Origin of the sequence: Sanguibacter biliveldensis, from assembly GCF_033798665.1 — a bacterium.
GTDB classification, from domain to species: Bacteria; Actinomycetota; Actinomycetes; order Actinomycetales; family Cellulomonadaceae; genus Sanguibacter; species Sanguibacter inulinus.
In genome coordinates this window covers 2,349,779-2,373,854 of record NZ_CP138359.1, presented here as the reverse complement: position 1 = coordinate 2,373,854, position 24,076 = coordinate 2,349,779, and the positions used below count along the sequence as shown (strand labels likewise).

Annotated in this window: 18 protein-coding genes, 2 tRNA genes and 1 pseudogene; 11 read left to right on the top strand and 10 right to left on the bottom strand. The window is 71.7% G+C overall.

Going from position 1 to position 24,076, the window contains the following annotated elements; genetic code table 11:
• Positions 1-12 precede the first annotated feature (12 nt).
• Both SANBI_RS10350 and SANBI_RS10345 read left to right on the top strand, forming a co-directional pair.
• Positions 13-1,974 (top strand): dihydrodipicolinate synthase family protein, encoded by a 1,962-nt coding sequence (locus SANBI_RS10350; protein WP_319154742.1) that lies wholly within the window; start codon positions 13-15, stop codon positions 1,972-1,974.
• 97 nt (positions 1,975-2,071) lie between these two features.
• On the top strand, positions 2,072-2,896 hold the full coding sequence (locus tag SANBI_RS10345) for a serine hydrolase domain-containing protein (protein ID WP_319154740.1): 825 nt from the start codon (positions 2,072-2,074) through the stop codon (positions 2,894-2,896).
• A 219-nt stretch (positions 2,897-3,115) separates the two neighbouring features.
• Here SANBI_RS10345 and SANBI_RS10340 read toward each other — a convergent pair whose 3' ends face one another.
• Complete coding sequence (locus SANBI_RS10340; protein WP_319154738.1) at positions 3,116-4,003, bottom strand: LysR family transcriptional regulator ArgP; 888 nt, start codon at positions 4,001-4,003, stop codon at positions 3,116-3,118.
• 68 nt (positions 4,004-4,071) lie between these two features.
• Here SANBI_RS10340 and SANBI_RS10335 point away from each other — a divergent pair, with 68 nt between their 5' ends.
• Both SANBI_RS10335 and SANBI_RS10330 read left to right on the top strand, forming a co-directional pair.
• Positions 4,072-4,686: a LysE/ArgO family amino acid transporter gene (locus SANBI_RS10335; protein WP_319154736.1), complete on the top strand. Its 615-nt coding sequence runs from the start codon at positions 4,072-4,074 to the stop codon at positions 4,684-4,686.
• Positions 4,687-4,915: 229 nt separating this feature from the next.
• On the top strand, positions 4,916-5,362 hold the full coding sequence (locus SANBI_RS10330) for a methylglyoxal synthase (protein WP_056133621.1): 447 nt from the start codon (positions 4,916-4,918) through the stop codon (positions 5,360-5,362).
• 63 nt (positions 5,363-5,425) lie between these two features.
• Here the strand turns inward: SANBI_RS10330 and SANBI_RS10325 are convergent, their stop codons facing one another.
• From SANBI_RS10325 to SANBI_RS10315, 3 genes and pseudogenes are all read right to left on the bottom strand, one after another.
• On the bottom strand, positions 5,426-5,788 hold the full coding sequence (locus SANBI_RS10325; protein WP_319154733.1) for a GntR family transcriptional regulator: 363 nt from the start codon (positions 5,786-5,788) through the stop codon (positions 5,426-5,428).
• 115 nt (positions 5,789-5,903) lie between these two features.
• A pseudogene (locus SANBI_RS10320) lies at positions 5,904-6,200 on the bottom strand (VOC family protein); the annotation flags it as partial.
• A gap of 176 nt (positions 6,201-6,376) precedes the next feature.
• Positions 6,377-6,459, bottom strand: a tRNA-Leu gene (locus tag SANBI_RS10315).
• Positions 6,460-6,691: 232 nt separating this feature from the next.
• On the opposite strand from SANBI_RS10315, the gene SANBI_RS10310 reads away from it, so the two are divergent.
• Positions 6,692-7,936, top strand: a complete 1,245-nt coding sequence (locus tag SANBI_RS10310; protein ID WP_319154731.1) for an amidohydrolase — start codon at positions 6,692-6,694, stop codon at positions 7,934-7,936.
• A 98-nt stretch (positions 7,937-8,034) separates the two neighbouring features.
• Here the strand turns inward: SANBI_RS10310 and SANBI_RS10305 are convergent.
• The 3 genes from SANBI_RS10305 to SANBI_RS10295 all read right to left on the bottom strand — a co-directional run bounded on the left by SANBI_RS10305 (position 8,035) and on the right by SANBI_RS10295 (position 13,808).
• Positions 8,035-8,117, bottom strand: a tRNA-Leu gene (locus tag SANBI_RS10305).
• Positions 8,118-8,250: 133 nt separating this feature from the next.
• Positions 8,251-9,678: a M1 family metallopeptidase gene (locus tag SANBI_RS10300; protein WP_319154729.1), complete on the bottom strand. Its 1,428-nt coding sequence runs from the start codon at positions 9,676-9,678 to the stop codon at positions 8,251-8,253.
• Positions 9,675-13,808: a Pls/PosA family non-ribosomal peptide synthetase gene (locus tag SANBI_RS10295; RefSeq protein WP_319154727.1), complete on the bottom strand. Its 4,134-nt coding sequence runs from the start codon at positions 13,806-13,808 to the stop codon at positions 9,675-9,677. Before SANBI_RS10295 ends, SANBI_RS10300 begins: the two co-directional genes overlap by 4 nt.
• Positions 13,809-14,027: 219 nt before the next feature.
• Between SANBI_RS10295 and SANBI_RS10290 the strand changes: the two genes are divergently transcribed.
• The 4 genes from SANBI_RS10290 (at position 14,028) to SANBI_RS10275 (ending at position 20,067) form a co-directional block, all read left to right on the top strand.
• Positions 14,028-15,329, top strand: a complete 1,302-nt coding sequence (locus SANBI_RS10290; RefSeq protein ID WP_408669699.1) for an AI-2E family transporter — start codon at positions 14,028-14,030, stop codon at positions 15,327-15,329.
• Between the two features lie 23 nt (positions 15,330-15,352).
• A complete protein-coding gene (gene ald, locus SANBI_RS10285) occupies positions 15,353-16,477 on the top strand; it encodes an alanine dehydrogenase (RefSeq protein WP_319154723.1) in 1,125 nt (374 codons plus the stop codon).
• An 80-nt stretch (positions 16,478-16,557) separates the two neighbouring features.
• Positions 16,558-18,657 carry a M3 family metallopeptidase gene (locus SANBI_RS10280; RefSeq protein ID WP_319154721.1) on the top strand — a complete coding sequence of 700 codons (2,100 nt, stop codon included), beginning with the start codon at positions 16,558-16,560 and terminating at the stop codon, positions 18,655-18,657.
• Between the two features lie 72 nt (positions 18,658-18,729).
• The gene (locus SANBI_RS10275; RefSeq protein WP_319154719.1) at positions 18,730-20,067 is read left to right on the top strand and encodes a M20/M25/M40 family metallo-hydrolase; all 1,338 of its coding nucleotides are present in this window, start codon (positions 18,730-18,732) and stop codon (positions 20,065-20,067) included.
• 91 nt (positions 20,068-20,158) lie between these two features.
• On the opposite strand, the gene SANBI_RS10270 is transcribed toward SANBI_RS10275, so the two are convergent.
• Positions 20,159-20,362, bottom strand: coding sequence for a DUF5703 family protein (locus tag SANBI_RS10270; protein WP_056134290.1), 204 nt, complete (start codon positions 20,360-20,362; stop codon positions 20,159-20,161).
• Between the two features lie 358 nt (positions 20,363-20,720).
• Between SANBI_RS10270 and SANBI_RS10265 the strand changes: the two genes are divergently transcribed.
• A complete protein-coding gene (locus tag SANBI_RS10265; protein ID WP_319154717.1) occupies positions 20,721-21,053 on the top strand; it encodes a primosomal protein in 333 nt (110 codons plus the stop codon).
• A gap of 55 nt (positions 21,054-21,108) precedes the next feature.
• On the opposite strand, the gene SANBI_RS10260 is transcribed toward SANBI_RS10265, so the two are convergent.
• Positions 21,109-22,074, bottom strand: coding sequence for an aldo/keto reductase (locus SANBI_RS10260; protein WP_319154715.1), 966 nt, complete (start codon positions 22,072-22,074; stop codon positions 21,109-21,111).
• Between the two features lie 60 nt (positions 22,075-22,134).
• Here SANBI_RS10260 and SANBI_RS10255 point away from each other — a divergent pair, with 60 nt between their 5' ends.
• Positions 22,135-23,001 (top strand): undecaprenyl-diphosphate phosphatase, encoded by an 867-nt coding sequence (locus tag SANBI_RS10255; RefSeq protein ID WP_179912718.1) that lies wholly within the window; start codon positions 22,135-22,137, stop codon positions 22,999-23,001.
• A gap of 21 nt (positions 23,002-23,022) precedes the next feature.
• Here SANBI_RS10255 and SANBI_RS10250 read toward each other — a convergent pair whose 3' ends face one another.
• On the bottom strand, positions 23,023-24,015 hold the full coding sequence (locus tag SANBI_RS10250; RefSeq protein ID WP_319154711.1) for a magnesium and cobalt transport protein CorA: 993 nt from the start codon (positions 24,013-24,015) through the stop codon (positions 23,023-23,025).
• Positions 24,016-24,076 lie beyond the last annotated feature (61 nt).

The following is a 24,076-nucleotide window of genomic DNA, read 5'->3' as shown; positions in this document are numbered from 1 at the left end:
TACTCTGAATCGATGCCCACGATCGGACCACTCGTCGCGTACCCGCTGACCCCCCGTGGGGAGGACGGGCGTCTGCTGACCTCGTCCTTCGAGCAGCTGGTCGACTCGGCGATCAGCGCAGGCGCGAACGCCGTCGGTGTGCTGGGCAGCACGGGTGGCTTCGCCTACATGCCGCGCTCGGCCCGCAAGCGCATCACCCGCAGCGCCGTCGAGGTCGCCGACGGGCGTGCCCCGGTGATCGTCGGTGTCGGAGCCCTGAGCACCGCCGAGGTCCTGGCGAACCTCGCCGAGGCGCACAGCGTCGGTGCGAGCGGCGCGCTCCTCCAGCCGATGGCCTACCAGCCGCTGACCTTCGACGAGATCTACGGCCTGTACAAGGACGCCTCGGCAGCCACCGAGATCCCGCTCTGGGTCTACAACAACCCCTCGACCACGGGTCACAGGTTCTCCGTCGAGCAGCTGACCAAGATCGGCCGCCTCAGCGCCGTCGCCGGGTTCAAGGACCGCGCCGCGAACGCGACCGACGCCAAGGACCGCATGGACCGCATCGCTGCGGCGATGCCCCCGCGCACGGCCCGTCAGATCGACTGGGGCTTCAGTGGCGACGGTCACGGTGCCCAGGTGCTCCTCGCCGGCGCGACGGCCTGGCACTCCGGCCTGGCCGGTGTGCTCCCCGAGATCTGCGTCGCCATCGCCCAGGCTGCGACCTCCGGGCACGCGCCCCACGCACGTGTCCTCCAGCGCCAGCTGACACCGCTGTCGATCATCGTGCGCCAGTACGGCGGCATCCGGACGGCCCACAGCATCGCGCAGATGCTCGGTCTCGACGTCGGAGAGCTCCCTCGTCCGCTCGCCCCGCTGCCTGCCGACGCCCGCACCCTCGTCCGGATGGCCCTCGAGGGCATCTCCGTCCCCGACGCGCCGGCAACCGACGAGACGACGCCCGACGAGACAGCACCCGACCAGACGACGCCCGACGAGACGGCTGCGCGCCAGGCCAGGTCCGACGCTGCTGAGCCCGACGGCGTGGACGCGGCTGCGGCCGCAGAGGAGATCGTCCTCGGGGCCCGTGCTGCCGCCGGTCCCACGGCTGCCACCGGTCCCACGGCTGCCACCGGTCCCACAGGTGCCGCTGGTCCCACGGGTGCTACCAGGACCGAAGATCCTGCCGAGCCCGCAGACTCCGCCGGGCTGGTCGAAGAGCCTCCGGCAGAGCAGGAGAGCGCGGCGGTCGATGCCGAGGAGGGGACCGGCGCCGGCACGGGCGTCGGCAACGGCACCGGTACCGGTACCGACGAGGTCGCCGAAGCTGCGCCTGGCACGAGGGCCCCTGAGCCGACGATCGTGGAGCCCGAGCCCGAGCCCGAGCCCGAGCCCGAGCCCGAGCCCGAGCCCGAGCCCGAGCCCGAGCCGGCCGAGGTGGACCCGGACGCGTCGGTCGACCCGGACGTCGCTCCTGACGAGCAAGCCGCCGTCGCCCCCGCAGGACCGGCACCTGTCGCGCGTCGTGCTGCCCCGGCGAGGACGAGGACCGCAGCACGCGCAGCGTCCGACAAGTCTCCGGCACCGTCGGTGCCCTCGGCCGTGTCCCCAGGAACGCAAGTCACCGCTGACAAGCCCGTCGCTGCCCCGGCCGCGCAGCCACTCGCGCAGCCTCAGGCCGAGGCTCAGCCGCCGGCTCGGCCTCAGACCCCGCCGAAGTCCTCGGTCGAGTCCGTGCCCGTGCCCGCCGCGAAGCGCCCGGAGCCGACCAAGACAGGTGCCGTCTCGGTGACACCCGACCCCGGGCAGCAGGCACGTCCAGCCCCTGTCCGCTCCGACGCGGGCGTCAGCGTCCCGCCGCCGGTCTCCCTGGGCAGGAGCCGGACCGAGCAGCCCCGCCGGGTCCGCACCCCGCCCACGCCTGTCACCGACGACGACGTCGTCCTGCCCGACGAGGGCACCTCGGGGCAGTCTGGGCGTCACTCGGGCTGACCCAGGCACGGGTCTGCAGAGTCTCCGGCGACCCTGGAGTGCCGGGTCGGCTGCCCGCTGGTTCGAAACCCTCGTGCGGGTGTTCTAGGGTCGTGTGATGCGAAGCGTCGAACTCATCGAGTCCTGGCCGGTCGAGCACGCGGGGACGGCTGTCGTCTCTGCGGACGGCGAGGTCCTCGCCTCCCACGGCGACCTCGACAGGGTCTTCCCGCTCGCCTCGGTCTCCAAGCTCCTCACCGCCTACGCGGCGCTCGTCGCGGTCGAGGAGGGCGCCGTCGAGCTCGATGACCCTGCGGGTCCTGAGGGGGCCACCATCCGTCATCTGCTCGCGCACACCGCGGGCTACGACTTCTCCGAGCGTACGGTCCGGGCCGCACCGGGAGAACGACGCATCTACTCCAACGTCGGGTTCGAGGTGCTGGCCGAGACCATCGCCGAGCGCGCGGGGATCGACTTCGCGACCTACGCCCGCGAGGCCGTCCTGGCGCCGCTGAGCATGGCGTCGACAGACGTCTCAGGCTCTCCGGCGGCCGGTGCTCGCTCGACCGTCACGGACCTGGCACGCTTCGCCGCCGAGCTGCAGCGGCCGACTCTGCTGCACCCCGAGACCGTCGCGGAGGCGACCTCGGTCGTCTTCCCGGGGCTCGACGGTGTGGTCCCAGGCTTTGGCCGCCAGCGCCCCAACGACTGGGGGCTGGGCTTCGAGATCCGTGACGGCAAGAGCCCGCACTGGACGGGCGCGCAGAGCTCACCGCGGACCTTCGGCCACTTCGGGCAGTCCGGCACCTTCCTGTGGGTCGACCCTGCCGCGGGGATCGCCTGCGTCGCCCTGACCGACCGCGACTTCGGACCGTGGGCCGCCGAGGTCTGGCCTGTCTTCACCGACGCCGTCCTGGCAGAGCACGGGCGCGCTGGCGCCTGACGTCTAGTCTCTGAGACCCGGCGCAGGCTTGCAGCCTGCCAGCCAGCCGTCCCAGGCCGGGTGGCGGCACCAGGGACCTGCAGACACAGAACGACCCCCGTGTGTGGACACGGGGGTCGCGCTGCCTGCTGTCTCAACAGTCTGGTACCGAACCGCTCAGGGCCGGAAGTCTGGGACCAGCATACGCCCTGAGCCGGCGTGCCCGGGGCGCAGGCCCGTTCATCGCAGATGCCGAGCAGCAGCCTCGTGGACGGCCGCCGACACCCTGTCGAGGGCTGCGGTCCGCAACGACCACTGCTGCCAGTACAGCGTGACCTCGGTACGTCGACCAGGGTCGAGCTCGACCAGCGCACCGCTCTCGAGCCCATAGAGGCACTGCGGCTCGGTGAGCAGCCCCCACCCCATGCCGAGCCGGACGGCGTCGGCGTAGTCCGCTGACGAGGGCACGTAGTGGCGTGGGGGAGTGCCCGGCTCCACGCTCCGGGCGCGCAGATAGGCGTCCTGGAGGTCGTCCTTGCGGTCGAAGACGACCACGGGCGCCTCGGCGAGGGCTGCCGTCGTCGCCCCGCCAGAGAACCACCTGTCGGCGAAGCTGCGCGCCGCGCAGACGCGGTACGTCATGATCCCGAGCCGCCGGACCGTGCAGCCCTGGACCGGGGCCTGAGAGGTGGTGATCGCGGCCATGACGCTGCCGTCCCGCAGGAGCGCTGCAGAGTGCGCCTCGTCCTCCCGGTGGAGGTCGAAGGCGATCTCCGCGGCGAGCGGGGCCAGCGCAGGGAGCACCCAGCTGCCGAGAGAGTCGCTGTTCACGGCGATCGGCAGGACGACAGACCGCCCCGAGGTGCCCGACCCCGCGGCCTCTCGGCGGGCGTCGTCGGTGAGGACAGAGACCTGCCGCGCGAGGCGCAGATAGCTGCGACCGGCCTCGGTGACGGTGACAGGCCGTGTCCGCCGGACGAGGATCTGCCCGACCGAGGACTCGAGGGCCTTGATCCGTTGGCTGACTGCCGGCTGGGTCAGGTGCAGCATGTCGGCCGCGGCCTCGAAGGAGCCCTCGTCGACGACGGCGGCCAGAGCGGCGAGCTGCGGGGAGTCGATCGACGTCATCAGCAGATCTTATGCTCGATCACTTCTAGTTGTTCGACTACTGGCCCTCTGCTCTCTACGGTGACGCCATGACCTCCTCCGCGCTCACGGTGCTGACTGGCGCCGCCTTCGGGCTCTCGCTCATCGTCGCGATCGGCGCCCAGAACCTCTTCGTCCTGCGAGCCGGCCTGCGCGGGGTCCACGTGCTTCCGGTGGTGCTGGTCTGCGCGCTCTCTGACGTGGTGCTCATCGCCGCAGGGGTCGGAGGGCTGGGCAGCATCATCGAGGCCCACCCAGGGCTCGTCGTGTGGGCCCGCGTCGGCGGGGCGGCCTTCCTCACCGTGTACGCGGTGCTGGCCGCGCGCAGGGCGCTGCGGCCGACGCCCGACACCGAGGAGACCGTTGCTCGCGGCGGGACTCTTGTCGCCGCCGTCTCGACGGCTCTGGCTCTCACCTGGCTCAACCCGCACGTCTACCTCGACACCGTCGTCCTGCTCGGCTCGATCGCGACGACGCACGGGGACGCCCGCTGGTGGTTCGGTCTCGGTGCCGCCCTCGCCAGCCTCGTGTGGTTCTCGCTCCTGGGCTTCGGGGCCCGGTTCCTCCAGCCGCTCTTCTCGCGGCCGGCCGCGTGGCGCTGGCTCGACGCCGCTGTCGCGGTCGTCATGCTCGTCATCGCCGCGACCTTGCTGGCGGGGATCTGAGCAGGATGCGCAGGGACACGGTGGGTTGCGGGCACTCGTCGCGGGTGGGCATGCGCTCTGACCTGGGCGCTCCTGCACCAGGTCGGTCTCTGCCTGGACGCGGCGCCCCGTAGCGGACCCGCCTGTGCCGCGCGCATGATGGGCCTCAGGGCGGGGGAGTGCCGACGTCTCGGCGCTGCACGCTCACGGCCGGCCTCCACCGGCCCGGACTGTCGACCGAGGAGCACCCATGCCTGGAGTCTCGCACCAGATCGCCCTGGTGGCCCACGACAACAAGAAGGTCGAGATGCTCCGCTGGGCGGAGTTCAACCGCGGCACGCTCTCCCACCACGACCTCTTCGCGACGGGGACCACGGGGACGATGCTCGAGTACGAGCTCGGGCTCCCTGTGACCCGCCTGCTCTCCGGGCCCGTGGGAGGAGACCAGCAGATCGGCGCGAAGATCGCGGAGGGGGTCATCGACATGCTCGTGTTCTTCTGGGACCCGCTCGAGCCCCAGCCGCACGACCCCGACGTCAAGGCCCTGCTGCGCATCGGTGCGGTCTGGAACGTCCCCATGGCGTGCAACGTGGCGACGGCCGACATGCTGATCTCCTCGCCGATGCTCGCCGACAGCTGGACAGGGCGGCCCGAGATGACCTCGCGCGACTGGGTCGGGCGAGACGCGGGTCTCTGAGCCTCGTGGAGCGGGGGTCTGCGCCTGCCCAGGCTGCCGCGCTCGAGGGGGGACGGCGAGGCGTCAGCCCTGCGTGCCGGACAGTGACGCCGTGACGATCGCGAGCGCCGTCGCAGGGTCGATGCCGAGCTCTTCGGTCCGCGCCCTGTAGGCCTCGGCGGCGACCTGGGCGAGCCGTTCTCCGGGGTCGCCGTGCGGAGACACCGTCGTCCCGTTGCGCCCGCGGGTCTCGACCACCTCGTCCTTCTCGAGCTCGCGGTAGGCCTTGGCAACGGTGTTGACCGCGACGCCGAGCTCGGCCGCCAGCGTGCGGACGGTGGGGAGCCTGGCGCCCGGTGCCAGCGCCCCGGAGCGCACGGCCGCGAGCACCTGGGCCCGGATCTGCTCGGACGGGGGTGCGGAGTCGTCGGGGTCGATCGCGATCATGGTGCTCAGGTCCTCTGCTCGGGGCCCCTGAGCCTATCGGTCAGCCCTGCGGCACGATCTGCTGGATCGCCCAGGTGTTGCCGTCGGGGTCGGTGAAGGACGTGAACCGTCCCTACGGCAGGTCCTGGACCTCGGGTGCGTCGACACCGTGGGCCAGCAGGTGCTCGCGCGCGGCGTCGGCGTCGTCGACGACCACCTGGAGGCCCTGGAGCGACCCCGGGGCCATGTCGGTCATGGTGAGGTCGAGGACGATCGAGCACGCCGAGCCGGGCGGCGTGAGCTGGACGAACCGCAGCTCGTCGGAGACCGTGACGTCGTGGTCGGCGACGAAGCCCACCTGGTCCACGTAGAAGTCCTTGGCGCGGTCGATGTCGCTGACGGGAACCTGCACGAGCTCGAGCCTGAAGTCCATGGGAAGGATCCCTCTGAGAGGTCGGTGCTGACCTCCTGATCATCGTCCTCTGGTGTGACGAGCGCCATAGGCCTCTTCGGCCCTCTCTGAGGCTGTGCGACCCCGGGGACGACGAAGCGGCCCCGGGATGATCCCGAGGCCGCTCTGTCTTCTCTGCGTCGTGCTGTCCTGCGCTGTGTCCGGAGGGGGACTTGAACCCCCACGCCCGTTAGGGCACTAGCACCTCAAGCTAGCGCGTCTGCCATTCCGCCACCCGGACGGGTGAGCCTCCGTCGGACGTTTCCGTCCTCTGGCTGCGACGGAAAATCTAGCACGGATCTGAGGGGGTCCTCGACCACCTCCGTGCGCAGCGGCAGCCTCGGCCACGCCCGACGTGACCAGACTCCAGCGCGCTGACCTGGCACATCTCACCACCAGTGGCGCATCTCGGGCGTCCTGCAAGGCTGGGGGAACCATCTCGAAGACCGGTACCGCGAAGACAGGAGAAGCTCATGACTGCTCAGCCAGACGTCGAGACCGACCCAGCGCTCGTCGACCTCTACAAGGACCTCCACAGGCACCCAGAGCTCGGGTTCCAGGAGCACCGGACGGCCGGGATCGTGGCCGAGCGCCTCGGTGCGCTCGGCTACGAGGTCACCACCGGGGTCGGCAGCACGGGGGTGGTGGGCCTGCTGAAGAACGGCGACGGGCCGACAGCGCTGCTCCGCGCTGACATGGACGCCCTGCCCGTCCTGGAGGGCACGGGGCTCGACTACGCCAGCACGGCGACGGCCACGGACCAGGACGGCGCTGTGGTCCCCGTCGACCACGCGTGCGGCCACGACCTGCACACCACGTGCCTCCTCGGCGCGGCTGCGGTCCTCGCCGGCAGCACCGACACCTGGGCAGGCACCCTGCTCCTGGTGTTCCAGCCGGCCGAAGAGCTCGGCGCCGGAGCCCAGGCGCTCGTCGACGACAGGCTCTTCGAGAGGTTCCCCAGGCCTGACGTCGTGCTCGGGCAGCACGTGGCGCCCCTGCCTGCCGGGAAGATCGCCGGTCACGCGGGGGCCTCCTACGCGGGATCGGACTCCTTGCGCGTCACGATCGTCGGCAAGGGCGCGCACGGCTCGATGCCCCAGTCCTCGATCGACCCCGTGGTGATCGCTGCGGCGACAGTCCTGCGGCTGCAGACGGTGATCTCGCGCGAGATCCCGAGCACAGCCGTCGCCGTGCTCACCGTGGGATCCGTCCACGCCGGCAGCGCGGCCAACGTCATCCCGGGGGAGGCCGAGCTCCAGCTGAACATCCGCAGCTACGACGAGGGGGTGCGCGAGCACGTCCTGGCGAGCGTCGAGCGGATCGTCCGGGGTGAGATGGCCACGGCCGGAGCGCCCGGCGAGCCGGAGATCACCTCGATCGAGCGCTTCCCGGTGGTCGTGAACGACGCTGGCGCGCTCGGCAAGACCCTCGACGTCTTCAGGGGGTGGCTCGGGCCGGAGAACGTCCTCGACCCCGGTGCCGGGGCTGGGAGCGAAGACGTGGGCGTGCTGGCGACAGCCTCGGGCGCGCTGCTGTCGTACTGGCTCCTCGGCGGGACAGACCCTGCGCTCTTCACCACGGGGAACATGACCGACCCGGCCCTGCTCACGGTGCCCTCGAACCACTCGCCCCACTACGCGCCGGTGATCGAGCCGACCCTGGGCATCGGGGTCTCGGCGCTCGTCAGGGCTACCCGGGCGTGGTTGCCGGTCGCCTGAGAGCTGCGGGGGTGACGGACAGACCCGGGGACGACGAAGCGGCCCCGGGATGATCCCGGGGCCGCTCTGTCTTCTCTGCGTCGTGCTGTCCTGCGCTGTGTCCGGAGGGGGACTTGAACCCCCACGCCCGTTAGGGCACTAGCACCTCAAGCTAGCGCGTCTGCCATTCCGCCACCCGGACAGGTGGACCGTCGAGGAGCGTTTCCGTCCTCTTGGGTGCGTCGGAAAATCTAGCACGTCCTGGGCCCAGGTGTGGAACCCGTCGCCCCCGATGTGACGGGAACCACCTCTGACCAGGGCCTGGACGGTTCTCGTCAGCCGGTGATCCGCCGCAGCAGGGACCGCCGGGCGTGCGGCAGGTCCGGGAGCTCGAGCCCCGTCAGCCATGCCGTGAACAGCTCGAGGAGGTCGGTCCCGGCCACCTGGGACGCGAGCGCGACGAAGTCCGCCGAGGTCACCGACCCGTGCCTGTGCTCGGCCACCCACGTCCGCAGGATCTGCCAGAACACGTCGTCGCCGACAGTCCCGCGCAAGGCCTGCAGGGTGAGCGCACCGCGCTTGTAGACCCTGTCGTCGAACATGTCGTCGGTCCCCGGGTCGCCGAGGACGAGGTCCTGGGGGAGCTCGGCGAGCCGTGCGTGCTGCTCTGCGGCGTGATCGGCAGCAGACCGCCCGCCCGAGGCCTCGGACCATACCCACTCGGCGTAGCAGGCGAAGCCCTCGTGCAACCAGATGTCCTGCCAGCGTGCGGCGGTCACCGAGTTGCCGAACCACTGGTGCGAGAGCTCGTGCGCGATGAGCCGCTGCGACTCCCACCCGGTGCTGAGGAACCCCTGGCTGAAGACCGAGAGCCCCTGCGCCTCGAGGGGGATCTCGAGCGTGTCCTCGGTCACGACGACCGTGTACGCGGCGAAGGGGTAGGGGCCGAAGGCATGGACGAAGACGTCGAGCATCTCGCCCTGGCGGGCGAAGGCGCGCTCGACGGCGCTCGTCGCCGTCGGCGGGAACACGGCGTGGATCGGGACGGCGCCACGGGTGGCAGCAGCGTCAGAGCTGTCGGCACCCGGAGCGCGCCCGGTGCTGTCGGTGCCCGCAGCGCCCGCAGCGCCCGTAGTGCCCTCGCGCAACGTCCTGCGGACGTACCGGCCGATCTGCACCGTCGCGAGGTACGCGGCCATCGGCTCGGGCTGCTCGTACACCCAGGTCGTGGTGCTGGCGCGGCGTCTGCTGCTGGTCAGCGTGCCGTTCGCGACCACGTGGTACTCGGACGGCACCGTGAGGGAGATCCTGTAGGGCGCCTTGTCGGAGGGGCGGTCGTTGCACGGGTACCAGGACGGCGCACCGTGCGGCTGGGAGGCGACGATCACGCCGTCGGCCAGCTCTTCCCACCCGGCCTCGCCGTCCGGCCCGGGCATCGGGCGCGGCGTGCCGGCGTAGGTGACCACGACCACGAGCTCTTGGCCCGGCTGCACCTCGCGGCGCGTCTTGACGACCAGTCGCCCGGGGCGCTGGGAGTACCGACCCGGCTGGGCGCCGTCGACGGTGACCTTCGACACGCGCAGCGCGTAGAGGTCGAGGGTCAGGCGGTCGAGGGCCTCGCGGGCGACGACCCGCAGGGTCGCGGTCCCGGAGAGCTTGTTGGTCTCGACGGAGTAGTCGAGCGCGAGGTCGTAGGAGAGCACGTCGTACGAGGGGTCGCCATGACCCGGCACGTAGGGGTCGGCCGTCGTCTCGGCCGTCACAGAGCGGCCAGCGGGGCTGCCGCAGGGGTCTCGTCGGGGTCGGTCTCGTCGACCCACGGGCCGATCGGGTTGCCGACCCAGCGGGTCTTGTCGGGCACTGACTCACCTCTCATGACCAGGGACACCGGGCCCACAGTAGCGTGCCTGCCGAGGGTCGACGCGGGGAGCACGACGCTCCCGGGGCCGAGGGTCGCGCCCTCCTTGAGGACCACGCGGTCGAGGCTGAGCACACGGTCGTGGAACAGGTGGGTCTGCACGACGCAGCCGCGGTTGACGGTCGCCCCGTCGTGCAGCTCGACGAGGTCCGCCTCGGGCAGCCAGTACGTGTCGCACCAGACGCCGCGGCCGATGGTCGCCCCGAGCGAGCGCAACCACACGGCGAGCACCGGGGTGCCGAGCGTCCCGCGGGCGAACCACGGGGCGGCGACCACCTCGACGAAGGTGTCCGCGAGCTCGTTGCGCCACACGAAGGAGCTCCAGAGCGCGTGGTCCGTCGCCGTGACCCGGCCGACGAGGGCCCACTTGGCGAGGGTCGTCACCGCGGCGGCGAGCGCCCCGGCCACGAGCAGGGTGAGCCCGGACACGAGCGCGGCGACCCACCATCCTGACGAGCCGGCGACAGCGACGAGCAGGGTGACGACTGCGAGGCTGAGCGACGCGGCGACCACCACGGGGACGATCCTGCACACCTCGACGAGGGCGCGGGCCACCCGCAGGCGTGTCGGCGGGTGGTAGGTGAGGCTCTGGTCGACCTCGCTCGCGGTCCTGCGCAGCCGGGTCGGCGGGCTGCCGAGCCACGACGTGCCGCCCTTGGCCTTGGTGCGTCGTGGTGCCGCGGAGAGCACGGCCACGAGCCCGCCCTTGGGGACCTTGCGGCCCGGCGCCGCCATCCCGGAGTTGCCGACGAAGGCGTGCTTGCCGATCTTCACGCGCTCGACTCGCAACCATCCGCTGCCGAGCTCGTACATGCCGAGCATCGTGTCGTCGGCCAAGAACGCCCCGTCGTTGACCGTCGTCAGGCTCGGGATCAGCAGGACCGTGGACGCCTCGACGTCGTCGCCGATCTCGGCCCCGAGGAGCCGCAGCCAGCCGGGGGTCAGGGAGCTGGAGTAGAGCGGGAACAGCCACGTGCGCGTCTCGTCGAGGATCCTCAGCACAGCCCACGCCCGCCACGCCTGGGGTCCGTGGACGGCGTGGATGCCGTTGGTCAGCCCGCGGGACAGGGCCCGGACCGAGGCCCATACCAGGGCCGCGAGGACCACCGGACCGACGAGGCAGGCGACGGGCAGGAGCCCGAGTGCGCGCACGGCCGCCTCGGCCGGTGACGACGCCCCGGTCACAGGCCCCAGGACGACCGCCACAGCGGTCGCGATCGCGACGACAGGCAGCGCGCTGATCCCGACGGCTGTCGCGGCGTACCCCCACACCCACCGACGACGACGCGGGGGGCGCTCTTCGGCCCACGGGCCACGGGCGGCACCTGTGCGCTGGGCGGGTGCGCCCGCCCATGCCGCGTCGGCCGGCACCGATCCGACCACCGCAGAGCCGGGGGCGATCTCGGCACGTGCACCGACGTCCGCGCCTCCGACCAGCGTGGTCCGCGCACCGATCCGAGCGCGCTCGCCGACGGTGATGGCACCCACGTGCAGCATGTCGCCGTCGAGCCAGTGCCCGACGAGGTCGACCTCGGGCTCGATCGAGCAGCCGTCGCCGAGGGTGAGCATCCCGGTGACCGGGGGCAGCGTGTGCAGGTCGACGTCTGCGCCGACCGTCGCACCGAGCATCCGGGCGTAGGTGGGCATCCAGGTGGCTCCCGCGAGCGATGTCGCGCCGAGCTCGTCGGCCAGCCGCTCGGCGAGCCACAGGCGCAGGTGCACCCGACCGCCGCGCGGATAGCGCCCGGGCGTGACACCCAGCAGCAGCAGCCGCGCCCCGAGGGCTGCGAGCGTCATCCGTCCCGCGGGCAGCACGAAGAGCAGCGCCCCGAGCCCCGTCCACCACCACGACGCCTGCGGCAGCCAGGGGACCGAGAAGAGGTCTCCCACGACTGTGCTCGCCGCCGCGACCCAGACCAGCCAGCGCAGCCCGGCGACCGTGCGCAGCGGGACCGAGGCGAGGACCTGGGCCACCTGGGTGGCGGCCGGGACCGGGTTGACCTCGGCGTTGCGCAGACCGGTCGGAGCGGACATGGCGTCGAGGGCGTCGGCGAGGGCGCCGACAGTCGGACGCTCGTAGACGTCCGCCACGGTCACCTCGGGGAACTGCCCGCGGAGCTGGGAGACCAGCTGCGCGGCGGTGAGGCTGCCACCGCCGAGCGCGAAGAAGTCGTCGTCGCGGGAGGTCACCACGGCCCCGAGGATCTCCAGCCAGAGCTCTTGGACCCATCCTGCGGTCCCGCCGAGCGTCTCGGCCTCGGGGGCGGACCCCGTGCTGGGCAGCGGCCAGGGCAGCGCGTCGCGGTCGATCTTGCCGGAGGTGCGGGTGGGCAGCGTCGCCAGCTGGGCGATGCGTGGCACGAGGGCCGAGGGCATCGTCTCGCGCAGTGTCGCCATGGAGGCCTCGAGGTCGAATCCCGGACCCGGGGTGAGGTACCCGACGAGGATGGTGTTGCCCGAGCCGGTCTTCCGGACGGCTGCTGCGGCCGCCTCCACGCCGGGGAGCGCGAGCAGCGCGCTGTCCACCTCGCCGAGCTCGACGCGCCGCCCGCCGATCTTGATCTGGTCGTCTGCCCGCCCCACGAACAGCAGGCCCTCCGGGTCGGAGACCACGAGGTCGCCCGACCTGTACGCGCGGTCCCAGCCGAGCGTCGGCATCGGGGCGTACTTCTCGGCGTCCTTCGCAGGGTCGAGGTACCGGGCCAGTCCCACCCCTCCGATGATCAGCTCGCCGGTCTCGCCGTCCGCGACCTGCACGCCCTGGGCGTCGACCACGGCGAGGTCCCAGCCGTCGAGAGCCGTACCGATGCGCACAGGCGGCTCGGTCGTCAGGCGCGCCGCGCACGCCACGACTGTCGCCTCGGTCGGCCCGTAGGTGTTCCACAGCTCGCGGTCCTCGGTCGCCAGGCGGGCACCGATCTCCGGCGGGCACGCCTCGCCGCCGAGGATGAGCAGCCGCACCCCGTCGAGGGCGGCAGGCGGCCAGAGCGCCACGAGCGTCGGGACGGTCGAGACGACGGTCACGTCGTTGGCCGTCATCCACGGACCGAGGTCCATGCCGCTCTTGACGAGCGAGCGGGGTGCGGGCACCAGGCACGCACCGTGCCGCCAGGCGAGCCACATCTCCTCGCACGACGCGTCGAAGGCGACCGAGAGGCCTGCCATCACGCGGTCGCCCGGGCCGAGCGGGTCGCCCTGCAAGAACAGTCGTGCCTCGGCGTCGACGAAGGCGGCTGCTGACCTGTGCGAGACCGCGACCCCCTTCGGCGTGCCCGTCGAGCCAGAGGTGAAGATGATCCAGGCGTCGTCGGTCGTCGCCGGCCCGTCCCATGTCGAGGCGTCGTCGTCTGCGGTGCCGGCCGCGTCGGACCGGGGCGCCGAAGGGACCGAAGGCATCGGAGGGACCGGAGGCACCGACGGCACCGAAGCGACCGGAGGCACCGACGGCTGGGGGAGAGCCCGCGCCTGCGGATCCTGCGCTGCCCCACCTGCAGGGCCGCCCACGACGGGGCGCGGCGCGACCACGAGCCTGTCCCCGACCACCGCGGCGACGCCAGCCTCGTCGAAGACCGTCCGGGCGCGCTCGTCGGGGTCGTCCTTGTCGACAGGCACGTAGGCCGCGCCGGCCTTGAGGATCGCGATGATCGCCACGTACAGGTCTGTCGTCCCCGAGCTGATCCGCACACCGACCCTGTCGCCGCGTTCTACGCCCACCCCCGCGAGCTCGGCCGCGAGCTCGTCGGCAGCCTCGTCGAGCGCAGCGTAGGTGAGCACGTCCACGGCGTTGTCGAGGGCGGGGGAGTCGGGGTACCTGTCCACGGTGTCGGCGAAGATGTCGACCAGCGTGCGGGGAGGCGGCGCGAGGGCGCCCCGCAGCAAGGACGACCCTGCCGGGTTCGCGCCCGGCTGCGAGCCGGGGGTGCCCTGTGCGGGCTGCGAGGCGGGCTGCGAGCCGGGCGTGCTCGGTGCGGTCATGGTCGGACGATCCCTCGCTCAGGTGAACGATGCATGAATGCCCGGCGACACGGACACGTCACCGCCGGGCGAGCACGAGCGCGCTGCGCCAGACTTGTCGCAGGTCCGCGAGGACCGCGAGGCGCGGCGGCGACAGGCGCGTCGTACAGAACGGTTAGTGTCGCAGGTGAGCGACCCGCAGCCTCCGGCGGGTCCACGAGCAGAGAGCAGGGGACCACCATGTCGGGCCAGCGGGTACGGAGCGCAGCAGTGCGACGGAGCACAGGGTCGATCCGTCCACCGGTGCCGGCAGCCCCGCAGGACTCGGTCCCGCTGTGGCTCAGGTCCTCCGCCGGGTGGGCCTGGCGGCTCATCATCGTCGCGATCGCCGTCGGGCTCGTCGTCTTCGCCACCGCCAAGGTGCAGCTCGTCTTCATCGCGCTCTTCGTGGCCCTGGTGTTCTCGGCCGTGCTCCGCCCCGTCGTCAACATCTACACCAAGATCATGCCGCGAGCCCTCGCGACGGCGCTCGCCCTGCTGAGCGGCGTCCTCGTCATCGGCGGGCTGCTCACCTACGTCGTCGCCTCCGTCGCCGGGCAGTGGCAGAAGCTCTCCGAGCAGTTCGCGACAGGCACCGACCAGATCTTCGAGTTCCTGGAGAACGGCCCGCTGCCCTTCTCCATCACCGTCGACGACATGCGCGGCTGGATCGAGGACGGCCAGCAGTGGGTCCAGGACCACGCAGGCGACATCGCCGGCACGGCCTTCGAGCAGGCCGGGACCGTCGTCGAGGTCTTCACGGCCCTCGCGCTCGCCATCTTCTGCACCATCTTCTTCCTCGCCCGCGGCGACAGCATGTGGTCCTGGTTCCTCAACCAGCTCCCCAGCCGCATGCGCGACACGTGGAAGGTCGTCGGAGGAGCCGGCTGGTACACCTTCTCCGGCTACACCCGCGGCACCGTCATCATCGCGGTGACCGACGGCATCCTGGCCGGCGTCTTCCTCACCATCCTCGGTGTCCCCCTCGCAGCACCCCTCGCCGTGCTCGTCCTCATCGGTGCCTTCATCCCGCTCATCGGGGCCCCGGCGGCCATGGTCATCGCGATGGTCGTGGCGCTCGCGGCCGACGGCATCTGGAAGGCCGCGATCGTGGGTGTCGGCATCGCGCTCATCGGGCAGTTCGAGGGGCACGTGCTCCAGCCGCTCGTCATGGGCAAGCAGGTGTCGCTGCACCCCATCGTCGTCGCCGTCTCGGTGACCTCGGGGACGCTCCTGTCCGGGATCCTCGGCGCCGTCATCGCCGTCCCGCTCGTCGCCGTCGCGTGGGCCGTCTACTCCCAGCTGCGCACCCTCGACCCGCCGATGCTCGATCCCGTGGACGAGGACGACGAGGAGGAGCACGACGACGAGGAGGAGCACGAGGACGGTGACCACGAGGACGAGACCCCGGTGTCCGTCACAGCCCCTGTCGTCCCGGCAGCCTCGACCCCCCGCCCGACGTCCAGGAGCACCACGCAGGAACCACCGACCAGCACGGCGTGACCCGCCGGGCGCGAAGGAGACCCATGCGCATCGCAGTCCCGACCGAGACCAAGACCGACGAGCTCCGGGTGGCCCTCACTGCCGACGGCGCCCACCATCTGGTGTCGGCCGGGCACGAGGTGGTCGTCCAGGCCGGGGCCGGGCTCGGCTCGGCGGTGACAGACGCCGACTACGAGGCAGCGGGCGCGCGGGTGGTCCCCGGTGCTGAGGAGGTCTGGGCCGAGGCCGAGCTCGTCGTCAAGGTCAAGGAGCCGCAGCCGTCCGAGCACCGCTACCTGCGCCCTGGTCTGACCCTCTTCACCTACCTGCACCTCGCGGCAGACCGTGCGTGCACGCAGGCGCTGCTGGACACCGGGACCACGTCCTTCGCCTACGAGACGGTCCGCCTCGCCGACGGCAGGCTCCCGCTGCTCGCACCGATGAGCGAGGTCGCCGGACGGCTCGCCACCCAGGTCGGCGCGTACCACCTGACGAGCCCTGTCGGGGGAGCGGGTCTGCTCATGGGCGGCGTGCCCGGCACCCGACCGGCCAGGGTCGTGGTCCTCGGGGGCGGCACGGCCGGCCGCAACGCCGCGCAGGTCGCCGCAGGGATGCGCGCCGACGTGACGGTCCTCGACCTCGAGGCCTCGGTCCTCGCCTCGATCGACCGCGAGCACAGCGGGGCCGTGCGCACCGTGACCTCGACGGCTGCCGCCGTCGACCGCGAGGTCGCGGGCGCAGACCTCGTCGTCGGAGCCGTGCTCGTGCCGGGCGCGCTCGCCCCACGCCTGGTCTCCGACGAGCTCGTCTCGCGCATGCGCCCAGGGTCGGTCCTGGTCGACGTCGCGGTCGACCAGGGCGGCTGCTTCGAGGGAACCCGTCCCACGACGCACAGCGCGCCGACCTACACGGTGCACGGGAGCATCTTCTACGCCGTCGCGAACATGCCCGGCGCCGTCCCGGTGACCAGCACCCAGGCGCTCACCAACGCGACGTTGCCGTACGTCTCTCGCCTGGCGGCCCTGGGAGGAGCCCGAGACCTGCACGCCCTCGCGGGCGACCCGGCGCTGGCCGCAGGTCTGGCGACCTACGACGGCACGCTCGCGCACCGCGAGGTCGCGCAGGCGCACGGTCTCGACTGGGTCGACAGGTTCGCACCGGCCCGGTGAGCAGCACGGCTGCGGGCTGCGACGACCTGCACCGACGTGCCTGGTCGACCTCTGACGCCTCGTGACGTATGAATGGAGTCATGTCTGACTCTCCTGTCGAGCTCGATGCGAGCAACCCCTTCGCCAGCCGGTCCACCCTTCCCTACGCGCTGCCCGACTTCGCGGCGATCCGCGACGAGCACTACATCCCGGCCGTGCGTGCCGGGATGGCAGCGGAGCTCGCCGAGATCGAGGCGATCGTCACCGACCCGAACCCGCCGACCGTCGAGAACACCCTCGAGGCCCTCGAGCTGAGCGGCGAGGTCCTCGACCGCGCGCTCACGGTCCTCTACAACGTGGCGAGCTCCGACTCGAGCCCTGCCCTCGAAGACATCGAGGAGACCCTCGCCCCCGAGCTCTCCGCGCACCACGACACGATCTACATGGATGCTCGCCTGTACTCCCGCGTCGTCGCGCTCGACGCGGCGGTCCGCGCGGGAGAGGTCGAGGCCGACGCCGACACGCGGTGGCTCCTCGAGAACCTGCTCCAGGACTTCCGCCGCTCCGGCATCGACCTCTCGCCCGAGGACCAGGCGACGCTGCGCGACCTCAACGCCCGCACGACGTCCCTCGAGGCTGCCTTCGGCCGCCGCCTCCTCGCGGGGGCCAACGCGGCGAGCGTCTTCGTCGACGACGTCGCCGATCTCGAAGGGCTCGCCGACGACGCGATCGCCGCCGCCGCGCAGGGTGCGACCGACCGCGGCGAAGAGGGTCGCTACCTGCTCGAGATGCAGCTGCCGACCCAGCAGACCGTGCTCGCCTCGCTCGCCCGCCGCGACGTCCGCCGCCGCGTGCACGAGGCCTCGGTCACCCGTGGCGCGACAGGTGACGACACCGACACCCGCGAGATCGTCATCGAGCTCGCCAGGCTGCGCGCCGAGCACGCCCGTCTGCTCGGCTACGACCACCACGCTGCGTACATCGCCGAAGACGCGACGGCCAAGACGACCGAGGCCGTCAACGCCATGCTCGCGCCCCTCGCCCCTGCTGCGGCCGCCAACGCCCGCAAGGAGGCGCTCGACCTCACCGAGGCGCTCGTCGCCGACCTGGGCGACCCGGGCGCCACGCTCGAGGCCTGGGACTGGGCCTACTACGCCGAGCGGGTCCGCAAGCAGCGCTACTCCCTCGACGACGGTCTCCTGCGCCCGTACCTCGAGCTCGAGAAGGTCGTCCAGGACGGCGTCTTCAAGGCGGCGACCGAGCTCTACGGCATCACCTTCGCCGAGCGCGCCGACCTGGTCGGCTACCACCCCGACGTCCGGGTCTTCGAGGTCTTCGACACCGACGGCTCCGGCATGGGGCTCTTCCTCGCCGACTACTACACGCGCGAGTCCAAGCGCGGCGGTGCGTGGATGAACAACCTCGTCGACCAGAGCTACCTCACGGGTGAGCTGCCCGTCGTGGTCAACAACCTCAACATCGTCAAGCCGCCGGCGGGGGAGCCGACGCTCTTGGTCTTCGACGAGGTCATCACGCTGTTCCACGAGTTCGGCCACGCGCTGCACGGCCTGTTCTCGGCCGTGAGGTACCCCTCGCACTCCGGGACCGAGGTGCCCCGCGACTTCGTCGAGTACCCGTCGCAGGTCAACGAGATGTGGGCCTGGGACGAGGAGATCCTCCGGTCCTACGCCGTCCACCACGTCACGGGTGAGCCGCTGCCCGAGCAGTGGGTCCGCACGATGCTCGACTCCCGCCTGTTCAACGAGGGCTTCGCGACGACCGAGTACCTCGCTGCGACGCTGCTCGACCAGGCGTGGCACCAGATCACCCCCGAGCAGGTGCCCGGCACCGTCGACGAGGTCCTGCCCTTCGAGGCAGCAGCCCTCGAGGCCGCGGGCGTCGCTCTGCGCGAGGTCCCTGCGCGGTACAGGACCACGTACTTCAACCACGTGTTCGGCGGCGGCTACTCGGCCGGCTACTACTCCTACATCTGGTCCGAGGTCCTCGACGCCGAGACCGTCGAGTGGTTCCGGGAGAACGCCGACGCCGACGGCCGGGTCCTCAACCGCGCCTCGGGCGACCGCTTCCGCGCGGCTCTCCTCTCGCGCGGCGGGTCGACCGACCCGATGCTCGCCTTCGGCGAGCTCCGCGGGCGCGGGCCCGAGATCGCCCCGCTGCTCGCGCGCCGCGGGCTGGTCTGACCTCGGTTGCCGGGGCGACCGCTGCTCGGTCGCCCCGGCCCCGGCCCACGCCGAGGCAGGTAGCGTGGGGGGATGACCTCACAGAACACTGCACAGACCCCAGTCCCGAGCGCCCAGGACGAGGTCGTCGGGATCTGTCAGGACCTGCTCCGGATCGATACGTCGAACTTCGGTGACGGGTCCGGGCCCGGCGAGCGCGCTGCGGCCGAGTACGTCATGACCTCCCTCCACGAGGTCGGCCTCGAGCCCGAGCTCTTCGAGTCCGAGCGGGGCCGCGCGAGCGTCGTGGTCCGTCTCCCGGGGCTCGACCCGACCCGGCCTGCCCTCGTGCTGCACGGGCACCTCGACGTCGTGCCGGCGCAGGCCGACGACTGGCAGGTGGACCCCTTCGGCGGAGAAGAGATCGACGGTCTTCTCTGGGGTCGTGGCGCAGTCGACATGAAGGACATGGACGCGATGATGCTCGCGGTCGTCCGCCAGATGGTCCGCGAGGGCCGCAAGCCTGCCCGCGACGTGGTGCTCGCGTTCTTCGCCGACGAAGAGGCCGGCGGAGCGCTCGGCGCACGGTGGGCTGTCGACCACCGCCCGGAGCTCTTCGAGGGCGCGACCGAGGCCATCAGCGAGGTCGGCGGGTTCTCCACGCAGATCAACGGGCAGCGCGCGTACCTGCTCCAGACCGCCGAGAAGGGCATCGGCTGGTTGCGTCTGATCGCCGACGGTCGGGCCGGTCACGGCTCGCAGGTGCAGACGGACAACGCCGTCGTGCATCTCGCGGCAGCCGTCGCACGCATCGGTCAGCATCGATGGCCCTACGTGATGACGCCGACCGTCGAGGCGCTCCTGCGAGGCGTCGGCGAGCTCACAGGACTGCCCTTCGACCCTGAAGACCCCGCAGGGGTCGACGCGCTCATCGCGGCGATGGGCTCGGCTGCCCGGTTCGTCGGCGCGACCGTGCAGAACACCTCCAACCCCTCCCAGCTCGCGGCAGGCTACAAGGCCAACGTGATCCCCGGGCGTGCCGAGGCGACCATCGACGCGAGGTTCCTGCCCGGCCACGAAGAGTCGGCGATGGCCACGCTCCGCGAGCTCGCGGGGGAGCACGTGCGCATCGAGCCCATCCACCAGGACATCGCCCTCGAGGTGCCTTTCAGCGGCAACCTCGTCGACGCGATGACGGCGTCGCTGCTCGCGGAAGACCCCGAGGCCGTCGTGCTCCCGTACGCGCTCTCGGGTGGGACGGACAACAAGTCGCTCGCGAGGCTCGGCATCACCGGGTACGGCTTCGCGCCGCTGCTGCTGCCCGAGACTCTCGACTTCCCGGGCATGTTCCACGGTGTCGACGAGCGCGTCCCGACAGACTCGCTCACGTTCGGGACCCGCGTCCTCGACAGGCTGCTCGCGACCTGCTGACCCCACGTCTGCCGGATGGCAGCGTGCGCTGACCGGCTCAGCGCGTGCTGGACGATGCAGGGGGCGCCCGGGCGGGAGAGGGCTGCCAGGGTCAGAGGGTGCTGCGCACCCGGATGATCTTGCGTCGCAGCCAGACCCTGCGCAGCCCGCCCATGTAGAGCACCGACCTGGCCAGCTCCCAGCGTCCGTACTCGGCCTCGTCGGTGAGCATGCGGCGGGTCTCCTCGGGCCTGTCACGGTCGCGGGGGATCGTGATGACCCTGTACTCGTACTGCCCGCCGGTGTCGGCCCACATGGTCGGGCGCACGCGCGGCGGGACGGGCGGCTGGGTGTCGTCGTGCGTGCGTCGTTCCATGTCTGGCACCACCTTCTCGCCTGTCGCCGGGCGCTGCCTGCGGCGCCTGGATCGCTCCGGCGAACCTACCAAACACCGCTGACACAGGCCCTGCGGAGACCACCTCGTGACCCTCGACGCACCCGCGGACAGCCCGCCGACTGCCCGCGCAGGGCGCGTCGGCAGCCCTCGGTAGGCCTGCGGGGACGTCGCACCAGCCCGGCACCGCGTCGCTGCTGGCCGAGCAGCGGCGGTGCGCGTGGAACTCGGAGCGCCTGCGTGGTGCCATTCAGGCTGGTGGGGCGCTACGGTCAGGGGTATGACCGTCGACCCTCGCGCAGCCCTTGATCGTCTCGTCGCCGCCCTCGAAGCCCACCACGCGGCCGTGAGCAGCCGGCGCGGTGACGAGGACTCCTCGGTCGACGACGCCTACGACATCCTCGCGGACGCCTTCGACGTCTACGACGAGGCCGTCGGCAACACCTACGGCGAGGCTCTCCCCTTCGTCCTCGCCGACGACGACGATGACGACGACGACGAGGGTGACCACGACGACGACATCGACGAGGACGACCTCGACGACGACGAGATCGACGGGGCGGACCTCGACGACGCCGACGACCAGGGCTACGCCTCGGACGGCGACCGCTGACCTGCTGACCTCGCCCAGACAGATGCGTCAAGCCTGGTGAGGCGGTCGACCCGGGTCAGGCGCGGGCTGACTCCCGATCTCCTGCGCTGACGTCGTCGAGCGCAAGGCTCACCGCGGGCGGCAGCACGAGGTCGACAGCCCCGAGCGCGGCCCGGAGCTGACCCGGTGTGCGCGCTCCGACGACGGCTGACGCCAGGTAGTCCCGGTCGAGCAACCACGCCAGGGCCACCTCGAGAGGCTCCCGCCCGAGGCCTGCCGCTGCCGTGCACACGGCGTCGACGACCGACGACGCCGCCTCGCCCAGGTACGGCTCCACGAAGCCGGCCAGCTGAGCCGACGCACCGCGCGACCCCGCGGGGACACCACCGCGATACTTGCCGGTGAGGACCCCGCGGCCCAGGGCCGACCACCCGATCACGCCGACACCCAGCGCCTGTGCTGCGGGCACGATGTCGTCCTCGAGGGCGCGGGCGAGCAGCGAGTGCTCGACCTCGACGGCGGCGAGAGTGACCCCGTCGGCCTGCGAGAACCGCCCGGCGACGTACCCGGTGTGCCACGCGCTGTGGTTCGAGAGCCCGACGTACAGCGCCCGGCCTGAGGTGACGGCGTGGGAGAGCGCGTCGACGGTCTCGTCGAGGGGTGTGCCGAGGTCGGGCGCCTGCACGAGGAACATGTCCACGTGGTCGGTCCCGAGCCGCGCGAGAGACGCGTCGAGGTCGGTCAGCAGAGCCCTGCGCGAGGAGTCGACGACGGTCCCGCGCGCTGTCTGGCGCAGCCCGCCCTTGGTGCACAGGACGAGGTCGTCGCGGTGGACGGCCGAGCCGAGGAGAGCCCCGAGGATCTCCTCGCTGGCGCCGTCGGCGTAGGAGCCTGCGGTGTCGACGAGGGTCCCACCGGCGTCGGTGAAGTCGCGGAGCTGCACTGCGGCGTCCTGGGCGTCGGTCTCACGCCCCCAGGTCATCGTGCCCAGTCCGAGGGCGGACACGTGCAGGCCTGTGCGACCGAGGCGGCGGTTCTCCATCCCCGCAGACTACGTGGCCGGGCACCTCGCAGGGCCAGGGTGCGGGTAACGTGTCTCGACGTGAACGCGATCGAAGCACTCGTCCTCGGACTCGTCCAGGGCCTCACCGAGTTCCTGCCCGTCTCCTCGAGCGCGCACCTGCGCATCGTCGGCGACCTCATCGGCTCCAACGACCCGGGGGCGGCCTTCACGGCGATCACCCAGATCGGCACGGAGTCCGCGGTCCTGCTGTACTTCAGGCGCGATATCGTCACCATCTGCACTGCCTGGTGGAAGGCGTTGCGCGGGGCGGACGGCACGGGCTGGCGCGAGCGCATGGGGTCGCAGAACCACGACGCACGGATGGGCTGGTTCATCGGCCTGGGGTCGATCCCCATCGTGGTCCTCGGTCTGCTGCTCGAGAGCGCGATCGACCAGAACTTCCGCAACCTCTACCTCATCGCACTGATGCTCGTGGTCTTCGGTGTGATCCTCGGCTGGGCCGACAAGGTCGGCCGCAAGACGCGGACCCTTGACGAGCTGACCCCGCGCCACGCGCTGTACTTCGGTCTCGCGCAGGCGATGGCCCTCGTCCCGGGTGTCTCGAGGTCCGGTGGCACCATCACCGCCGGGCTCCTCATGGGCTACTCCCGCGAGGCCGCTGCCCGGTACTCCTTCTTGCTCGCCATCCCGGCGGTCCTCGGTTCGGGGCTCTACAAGCTCTTCAGCTCCTCGGGCGAGATCGGCTCGGCCGGCGCCCCGGGAGCGGGGGCGACGCTGCTCGCGACGCTGGTCGCCTTCGTCGTCGGCTACCTGGTGATCATCGTGTTCCTCAAGATCGTCTCGACCTTCAGCTACAAGCCCTTCGTGTACTACCGCATCGGGCTCGCCGTGGTGGTCGTCGTGCTGCTCCTCGCCGGTGTGCTGACCGCCCAGGGCGGCGTCTGAGCCTGAAGGTGAGCGTGGGGGTCAGAGCCACCCGTTGTGCTTGAAGGCGCGGTGCAGGCCGACGCAGATCCCGACCATGCCGACGAGCACACCCGGATAGCCCCACGTCCACGCGAGCTCGGGCATGTGCTCGAAGTTCATGCCGTAGATCCCGGCTACCAGGGTGGGGACCGCGGCGATGGCGGCCCACGCGGAGATCTTGCGCATGTCTTCGTTCTGCCGCACGGACACGAGCGACAGCCGGACTGTGAGCATGTCCGAGAGCAGGCTGTCGTGGCTCTCGAGGTGCTGGTCGATCCGCTCCGCGTGCGCCGTGAGTCGCTCGAGCAGCTGGCGGTCGAGGCGCAGCGGCTCGGTCGACACCGTCGTGCGGTCGTCCCCGAGGTCCGGCAGCTCGACCGAGAGCGGGAGCAGAGCTCGACGCGCCTCGGAGATCTCGCGCTTGAGGTTGTAGAGCCGGGGGAGCGGGTCCTCGTCCAGACGGAAGGCCACCTGCTCGAGGTGCGCGACGGCGTCGCCGAGCGCGAGCTCGACGTCTGACGCACCGGCCACCAGCTCGACGAGCATCGCTGCCAGCACCGGGAGAGCACCGCGACCCTTGAGGGCGCGCTGCTCTCCGAGCCGCTCGACGACCTTGTCCGTGACCCCTGCAGAGCCTGACTCGGCCGAGTAGAGCACGGTGCCTGTGGCGAAGAGCACGAGACGGCCTGTGGTCACCTGCTCGTCGTCGTAGGCGGCTGTCGGGACCACGACGTAGAGGGCGTGGTCGTTCACCCGGACGACCCGGGGTGCCACGCTCGACGGACCACGGCCGATCCGTGCGAGGCGCGCCCGGATCTCGGAGACGTCCAGACCGTGCTCCTCGGCAGCGTCGAGCACGTCGGCGCCGTCCTCGACCACGAACCATCGCGCCTCGGCGCGGGCGACGGCCGAGCCGGGTGTGGTCTCGTGCCAGCCGTCGGAGACGCGCTCGACGGTGCGACGGACGGAGACCGGGGGCTGTGGGCTGACCATGCCTGCATTCTGGACCACGCACGGCGCGGCGCGCGCCCGGTCGGCGACGTCGTACGGGACC

Coding starts and splice junctions, on each gene's coding strand:
- SANBI_RS10310 (WP_319154731.1), top strand. CDS start 6,692: ATGACTGCTCAGCCAGACGTCGAGACCGACCCAGCGCTCGTCGACCTC.
- SANBI_RS10265 (WP_319154717.1), top strand. CDS start 20,721: ATGACCGTCGACCCTCGCGCAGCCCTTGATCGTCTCGTCGCCGCCCTC.
- SANBI_RS10280 (WP_319154721.1), top strand. CDS start 16,558: ATGTCTGACTCTCCTGTCGAGCTCGATGCGAGCAACCCCTTCGCCAGC.
- SANBI_RS10340 (WP_319154738.1), bottom strand. CDS start 4,003: ATGACGTCGATCGACTCCCCGCAGCTCGCCGCTCTGGCCGCCGTCGTC.
- SANBI_RS10260 (WP_319154715.1), bottom strand. CDS start 22,074: ATGGAGAACCGCCGCCTCGGTCGCACAGGCCTGCACGTGTCCGCCCTC.
- SANBI_RS10325 (WP_319154733.1), bottom strand. CDS start 5,788: ATGATCGCGATCGACCCCGACGACTCCGCACCCCCGTCCGAGCAGATC.
- SANBI_RS10250 (WP_319154711.1), bottom strand. CDS start 24,015: ATGGTCAGCCCACAGCCCCCGGTCTCCGTCCGTCGCACCGTCGAGCGC.
- SANBI_RS10350 (WP_319154742.1), top strand. CDS start 13: ATGCCCACGATCGGACCACTCGTCGCGTACCCGCTGACCCCCCGTGGG.
- SANBI_RS10335 (WP_319154736.1), top strand. CDS start 4,072: ATGACCTCCTCCGCGCTCACGGTGCTGACTGGCGCCGCCTTCGGGCTC.
- SANBI_RS10290 (WP_408669699.1), top strand. CDS start 14,028: ATGTCGGGCCAGCGGGTACGGAGCGCAGCAGTGCGACGGAGCACAGGG.
- SANBI_RS10295 (WP_319154727.1), bottom strand. CDS start 13,808: ATGACCGCACCGAGCACGCCCGGCTCGCAGCCCGCCTCGCAGCCCGCA.
- SANBI_RS10275 (WP_319154719.1), top strand. CDS start 18,730: ATGACCTCACAGAACACTGCACAGACCCCAGTCCCGAGCGCCCAGGAC.
- SANBI_RS10270 (WP_056134290.1), bottom strand. CDS start 20,362: ATGTGGGCCGACACCGGCGGGCAGTACGAGTACAGGGTCATCACGATC.
- SANBI_RS10345 (WP_319154740.1), top strand. CDS start 2,072: ATGCGAAGCGTCGAACTCATCGAGTCCTGGCCGGTCGAGCACGCGGGG.
- ald (WP_319154723.1), top strand. CDS start 15,353: ATGCGCATCGCAGTCCCGACCGAGACCAAGACCGACGAGCTCCGGGTG.
- SANBI_RS10330 (WP_056133621.1), top strand. CDS start 4,916: ATGCCTGGAGTCTCGCACCAGATCGCCCTGGTGGCCCACGACAACAAG.